At 71.9% G+C, this 6,199-nt stretch carries 6 protein-coding genes and 1 pseudogene; 5 read left to right on the top strand and 2 right to left on the bottom strand.

Annotated elements, in window-relative coordinates:
- Nucleotides 1-960: transglutaminase family protein (locus AC08OU_RS02350; protein ID WP_476604218.1), on the bottom strand; the 960-nt coding region annotated here is incomplete at its 3' end.
- Nucleotides 957-1,403 carry a putative acetyltransferase gene (locus AC08OU_RS02345; protein WP_476601224.1) on the bottom strand — a complete coding sequence of 149 codons (447 nt, stop codon included), beginning with the start codon at nt 1,401-1,403 and terminating at the stop codon, nt 957-959. The genes AC08OU_RS02345 and AC08OU_RS02350, both read right to left, overlap by 4 nt.
- A gap of 88 nt (nt 1,404-1,491) precedes the next feature.
- Here AC08OU_RS02345 and fdxA point away from each other — a divergent pair, with 88 nt between their 5' ends.
- The 5 genes and pseudogenes from fdxA to AC08OU_RS02320 form a co-directional block, all read left to right on the top strand.
- Nucleotides 1,492-1,815 carry a ferredoxin gene (gene fdxA, locus AC08OU_RS02340; RefSeq protein ID WP_011438232.1) on the top strand — a complete coding sequence of 108 codons (324 nt, stop codon included), beginning with the start codon at nt 1,492-1,494 and terminating at the stop codon, nt 1,813-1,815.
- A gap of 59 nt (nt 1,816-1,874) precedes the next feature.
- A pseudogene (gene dapC / locus AC08OU_RS02335) lies at nt 1,875-3,032 on the top strand (succinyldiaminopimelate transaminase); the annotation flags it as partial.
- 92 nt (nt 3,033-3,124) lie between these two features.
- Nucleotides 3,125-3,967 (top strand): 2,3,4,5-tetrahydropyridine-2,6-dicarboxylate N-succinyltransferase, encoded by an 843-nt coding sequence (locus AC08OU_RS02330; RefSeq protein WP_462188423.1) that lies wholly within the window; start codon nt 3,125-3,127, stop codon nt 3,965-3,967.
- 90 nt (nt 3,968-4,057) lie between these two features.
- On the top strand, nt 4,058-5,137 hold the full coding sequence (gene dapE / locus AC08OU_RS02325; RefSeq protein WP_462188422.1) for a succinyl-diaminopimelate desuccinylase: 1,080 nt from the start codon (nt 4,058-4,060) through the stop codon (nt 5,135-5,137).
- 276 nt (nt 5,138-5,413) lie between these two features.
- Nucleotides 5,414-6,199: nucleoside-diphosphate sugar epimerase/dehydratase (locus tag AC08OU_RS02320; RefSeq protein WP_476604217.1), on the top strand; the 786-nt coding region annotated here is incomplete at its 3' end.

Below are 6,199 nucleotides of genomic sequence, written 5' to 3'. Positions count from 1 at the left end.
GGCCGCCGCGGCGGCCGGCTCGACCGCGGCCACCGTGTTGGCGAACGCGGCCAGATCGGTGGCCCCGCCGAGAAAGTCGCCCAACCGGACGCGGAGCTCGCCGCGCTCCCGGCGCAGGCTCGCCGGGTGGTGGGGGAGCAGCAGGGACAGCTCGACGGCCCACAGCCGCATGTGCGGCGCGTCCGAGCGCGCCCCGAGGACCCGGATGTTGCCGAGGATCCGGGTGAGCACATCCTGCGCGCTCATCGGAGCGAGGTGGGCACGGGTGAAGGCGAACCCGGCCGCGCGTACCTTTTCTGCGGCGTCGTGCACCGTCAGTAGCCGGCCGGCGGCGAACGGATCGACGAGCACGTGGTCCTGGGGGGAACCCACCGCGACCACGACGTGCCCCGGAAGCCCGACGGGATAGGCGGGGACCCCGAGCCGGGCGGCCACCTCGAGCCAGACGACGGAGAGCAGGATCGGCAGGCCGCGCCGCCGGCGCAGCACATCGGGGAGCAGCGAGGAGCGGAGGTCGGTGTAGTCGTCCTCGGCCCCGGCGAAGCCGGCGGCGAGCCCCAGGGACTCGTGCAGCGTCTCGGCGGCGATCCTCGGGTCGAAATCCCCCGCTCCCGGGCCGACCCCCTCCAAGCGCCCCGCCGCCTCGGATCCGGATCCCGGCTGTGCCTGCCCGGGCTGTGCCTGCCCGGGTGGTGCCTGCCCCGGTGCGCCGGTCTGGCGTGCCATCGGCGTACCGTGGTCGGCCCGGGGGAACCGGGACCGTCGGCTCGAGGTCGTCCGCGCGGCGAGCAGTGGACGGGCCTGCGCGGCGAGTGTGTCGAGGGCGTTCAGGGTGGCGGTGGCGTTGGGGGTGTCGGCTGCCGGGTCGACCTCGGCGGTGAGCAGATGGCAGGCGACCGCCAGGTCGATCGGCTCGCGGCGCACGACCTCGGCGAACCTGCCGCGGCTGCGGGTGCTCACGAGAGCTCGCTCGGAGCGTTCACGCCGGGGGCAGCCGCCTCCGGGGCAGCCGCTCCTGGTGGGGCAGCCGCCTTCAGGCCGGGCACCTTCGAATCGGGCGCCTCTGGATCGGGCGGGTCCGGGACGGTCGTCCCCAGGACAGTCGCCTCCGCGATAGTCGCCTTCGGGGTAGTCGTATTCGGGACAATCTCCGTGAGAGCCGTCGCACCCGGGACATTCCGCGTACGTCGTGTCGGTGGGCGGGGTGGGATGACGCGTGCCGCTACGACGGCATCCTCGGTAACCTGGACGGGTGTGCCCTCGGCAGTGACAACCGTGAGCACACCCGATGACCATGACCGCAACGTTCCGAGAACATCACTGAGGGATACCGGTCCGGGGATGCGGTGGCGGAGCATAACTCGCGCGCCGACATCGGCCGGAGTGATGCGGACGACATACACCACCAGCGCACGCCCTTGTTGTCGACACGGAACTGTCCAGGTCGATACTAAGGACTCAGTCGCCCGTGAGCCGGAGGAGGAAAAACCGGTGACCTACGTCATCGCAGAGCCCTGCGTCGATGTCAAGGACAGGGCCTGCATCGAGGAGTGCCCGGTCGACTGCATCTACGAAGGCGGACGGATGCTCTACATCCAGCCTGACGAGTGCGTCGACTGTGGTGCCTGTGAGCCGGTCTGCCCGGTGGAGGCCATCTACTACGAGGACGACGTTCCCGATCAGTGGAAGGGGTACACCGACACCAACGCGAACTTCTTTGAGGAGCTCGGGTCGCCTGGCGGCGCATCGAAGGTCGGCGCCTTGGACTTCGACCCGCCGACGGTCGCCGCGCTGGCTCCTCAGGGCGAGTCCTGAGCGGCCCTGGGAGACCCGGCAACATCTCCGGAGTCCCGCGGTCACCGGCCCGGTCCCGGGTGCGGCTGCCCGACTTCCCGTGGGACCAGCTGGTCTCCTTCAAGGAGAAGGCCCGGCTGCATCCCTACGGGTTGGTCGACCTCTCGGTGGGTACTCCGGTCGACGCCGCGCCGGCCGTCGTGCAGCAGGCGCTGGCCGGCTCCGCTGACGCTCCGGGGTACCCGCTGACCGCGGGTACCCCGGAACTGCGCGAGGCGGCGGCCGGCTGGCTGGCCCGCCGGCTCGGCGTGCTCGTCGACCCGGGCGCGGTGCTGCCCGTGCTCGGGACGAAGGAACTGGTGGCTCAGCTCCCCGGTCAGCTCGGGCTCGAACCTGGTGACCGGGTGTGGGTGCCGACTCCGGCCTATCCGACCTACGAGGTCGGCGCGCTGCTCGCCCGCTGCGAACCGGTGGTGGGCCCGGCCGACGGGGTGACCCTGATCTGGTTGAACTCGCCGGGGAACCCGACCGGGCGGGTGCTCACGGTCGCCGAGATGCGCGCCGTGGTCACCTGGGCGCGGGAGCGCGGTGTGATCGTCGCCAGCGACGAGTGCTACATCGAGCTGGGCTGGGAGAGCCGGCCCGTCTCGGTGCTGCACCCCGACGTGTGCGGCGGCTCCCACGAGGGACTGCTGGCAGTGCATTCGCTGTCGAAGCGGTCCAACCTCGCGGGCTACCGGGCCGGGTTCGTCACCGGTGACTCGGCCCTGGTCGAGGGCCTCCTCGCGGTCCGCAAGCACGCCGGCTTCATGATGCCGACGCCCGTGCAGGCCGCCATGGCGGCCGCGTACGCCGACGACATGCATGTGGCGGATCAGCGGGCGCGCTACGCCAACCGGCGGGCCGTCCTCGCGGCGGCACTCGCGGTCGCGGGATTCACCATCGATCACAGCGAGGCCGGCCTCTACCTGTGGGCAACCCGGGGTGAGGACGCCTGGGCCACGGTGGACGCGCTGGCCGAGGTCGGGATACTCGTCGCGCCCGGGACGTTTTACGGGGAGGATGGCCGGTATCACGTCCGGATCGCCCTGACCGCTGCGGACTCGCAGGTGGCGACCGTTCCCGAACGGATGACGATGCTGTCGCCGGTCGCCGCCACGGGGCAGCCCGACTACGGCGCTCGGCCTGACTACGGCGCTCGGCCCGACTACGGTCAGCCGATCGCTCAGGGTAGCTATGGGGGCGCCGAGCCGGACATCCGTTAGCACCCGGCCCGGATCCGTGGCCCCGCTACCTCGCGAGGCCGGGGCCACCTCGTAGGGTCGGGCTTGTGAGCGCCTCGAACACATCCCTCGACTCTCCGATCGATCCCGCCGTCGACGAACTGTGGGAACGGCGGGCGGAGCTGAACACTGACGACGCCGACGCCCGCAAGATCGTGGTGGCCGCCGTCGACGCCATCGATGCGGGCGTGGCCCGGGTCGCCACGGTCACCGCGGGCGGCTCGGTCGCCGTTGACGAGCGGGCCAAGCGGGCGATCCTGCTGTCCTTCAAGGTTCTCGCCATGGTCGAGTCGTCCGCGGGTGACTTCCGCTTCCATGACCGGGTGCCGCTCAAGACCCGATTCGACGGCGTGCGGGTGGTACCGGGCGCGATCGTGCGCTGGGGCGCGCACGTCGAGCCCGGGGCCGTCCTCATGCCGAGCTACACCAACATCGGCGGCTACGTCGGTGCCGGCACCCTCGTCGACACCTGGGCCACGGTCGGGTCCTGCGCCCAGGTCGGCCGCAACGTGCACCTGTCCGGTGGGGCCGGGCTCGGCGGGGTTCTGGAGCCGCCGAACGCGGTCCCCGTCGTCGTCGAGGACGACGCCTTCGTCGGCAGTCGCTGCATGGTGGTGGACGGCGCGCGGGTGCGCCGCGGGGCCAAGCTCGGCGCCGGGGCGATCCTGACCGCCTCCACCCATGTCTTCGACGCCACGACCGGCGCGGAATACCCGCGCGGGGAGATCCCGGAGCGGGCGGTCGCGGTCGGTTCCAACCGGGTGAAGTCGTTCCCGGGCGGGGAGTTCGCGATGCCCTGCATCCTGGTGCTGCGGACGCTCGCCGAGGGCGAGATCCACGACAAGCTGGCGCTGAACGACATCCTGCGGGAGCACGGCGTCGCCGGCTAACGATCCTGTCACCGGTTAGCGATCTTATTGCTGGCTGGCGTCCTGTCGCCGGTTAACGATCCGCTGGCCCGGTGGCCGTAGGGTGACGGCATGAGCCTCGACCTCACGGCGCCCGTCGGCGAGCTGACCCGGGCGCTGGTCGACGTGCCCTCGGTAAGTGGGGACGAGGCCGCCCTCGCGGATGCGGTGGAGAAGGCGCTCACCGCGGTGGACGGGCTGCGGGTCGACCGGGACGGTGACGCCGTGGTGGCCAGGACCGAGCTGGGGTTGCCCGGCCGGATCCTGCTCGCCGGCCATCTGGACACCGTTCCGCTGGCGGGCAACCTGCCCTCGCGTGTGGTGGGCGGGCGGCTCTACGGCTGCGGGACCTCGGACATGAAGGCAGGGGTCGCGGTCGCGCTGCGGCTCGCGGGCACGCTCCCGGTCGCCACGCCCGGCGCGATGAGTCACGACGTTACCTGGGTCTGCTATGACCACGAGGAGGTCGAGGTGGCCCGCAACGGGCTGCGCCGGCTCGCTGCCTGGCACCGGGACTGGCTGGCGGCGGATCTGGCCATCCTGATGGAACCGACCTCCGGCGAGATCGAGGCGGGTTGCCAGGGCACCCTGCGGGTGGTCGTGACGCTCCCCGGCACCCGGGCGCACTCGGCCCGGTCGTGGCTCGGGGACAACGCCATCCACAAGGCCGGCGATCTGCTCCGCCGCCTCGCCGGCTACCGGGCGCGGACGGTGACGCTGGACGGCTGCACTTACCGCGAGGGGCTCTGCGCGGTGCGGATCGACGGTGGGGTAGCGGGCAACGTGATCCCCGACCGGTGCCAGGTCACGGTAAACTTCCGGTTCGCCCCGGACCGCGGCCCCGACGAGGCGGTGGCGCATGTCCGCGAGGTGTTGGGGGGCTACGACGTCGAGGTCACCGATCTCGCTGGCGGGGCGCTGCCCGGGCTCGCCGCCCCGCCCGCGGCGGCGTTCGTCGCCGCCACCGGTCGAGTGCCGGTGGCGAAGTACGGCTGGACGGACGTGGCGCGCTTCGCCGAGCTCGGAATCCCGGCGCTCAACTACGGGCCGGGCGATCCCAACCTGGCCCATACCCGGGACGAGTACGTCGAGCTCGCCGCGATCGACGAGGCCGAGCGGCTGCTACGGGCGTACCTGTCCGGTGTTGCTTGACCGTGGTGTCGCTGGACGCCTAGTTGCGATTTTTGTTACGCGTATGAGTCATCGGGGGTTGACGCCGTGGATCCTCCCATCTCGGCACGTTAGAGTTACGCGCGTACGTGCAGTGCCGGTCGGATGGGGGGTCCGGATGGTCGGTGGTGCGGCGGGTTCGGGGGCTCGGCACCAGGCCGGGGCGCGTCGATACACAGGTGACACGCGTTGTCGGCGCCAACCAGTGTTCTCCCCGTCGTCGGTCCGAAGATGTTGCGGCCGTGGGGGGTCTGCCAGGTGACGGGCACTGTCTTCAGCCATGCACAGGTGGGGTTGGCCGCGGGGCCGGGCACGGATGCCATCCCGAAACCGCTCGACGGGGCCGATGGGCCCGCCTGGTACGACCGCTACGAGGTGGGCGCGGACCCCGGCGCGGACCGAGCGTCCGACGGTGCCGTCGGCTACCGGGCGAAGGTTCGCTGGGAACGGCCGTACGGCTGGCTGCTCGTGGGCTCCGACGCGGCCGCCTGCGTGGTCGCGGCGGGAGTGGCCTACCTGGTCCGGTTCGGCGGACTGGTCGAGTTCGACCTGAAGCCGGTCTCCGCGACGCCGTATGTCGCCATGTCGATCCTGCTGCCCGTCGCATGGGTGTTGTCGATGTACCTGAGCCGGGCGTACGAGAGCCGGTTCCTCGGCAGTGGCTCGGAGGAGTTCCGCCGGGTCCTCAACGCCGCCGCGCAGCTCACCGCGGTGGTGGCCGTCCTGTCCTATGCGACCAAGGCCGAGCTCGCGCGTGCCTACGTGCTGATCGCCTTCCCGGCGGCGCTGCTGCTGACCGTGGCCGGCCGCGCCGCCGCGCGCGGCTACCTGCACCGGATGCGCCGGGCGGGCCGCTGCCTGCACCGGGTGCTGGTGGTCGGGGCGGGAGACTCCGCGGCGGCGTTGGTCCGGCTGGCCCAGCGGGATCCGACGTCGGGCTGGTCGGTCGTCGGTGTCGTGCTCGACCGCTCGCCCGGCCGGCACAGCCACGACTCCCCGGAACGCGGGGGGTTCGACCTGTTGGGGGTGCCGATCGTCGGGACG

The sequence above is a fragment of the Frankia sp. CcMO1 genome (genome assembly GCF_977945845.1).
The sequence above is the reverse complement of the archived record's forward strand: the minus strand, read 5'-3'. Positions and strand labels throughout refer to the sequence as shown.

Coding starts and splice junctions, on each gene's coding strand:
- dapE (WP_462188422.1), top strand. CDS start 4,058: ATGAGCCTCGACCTCACGGCGCCCGTCGGCGAGCTGACCCGGGCGCTG.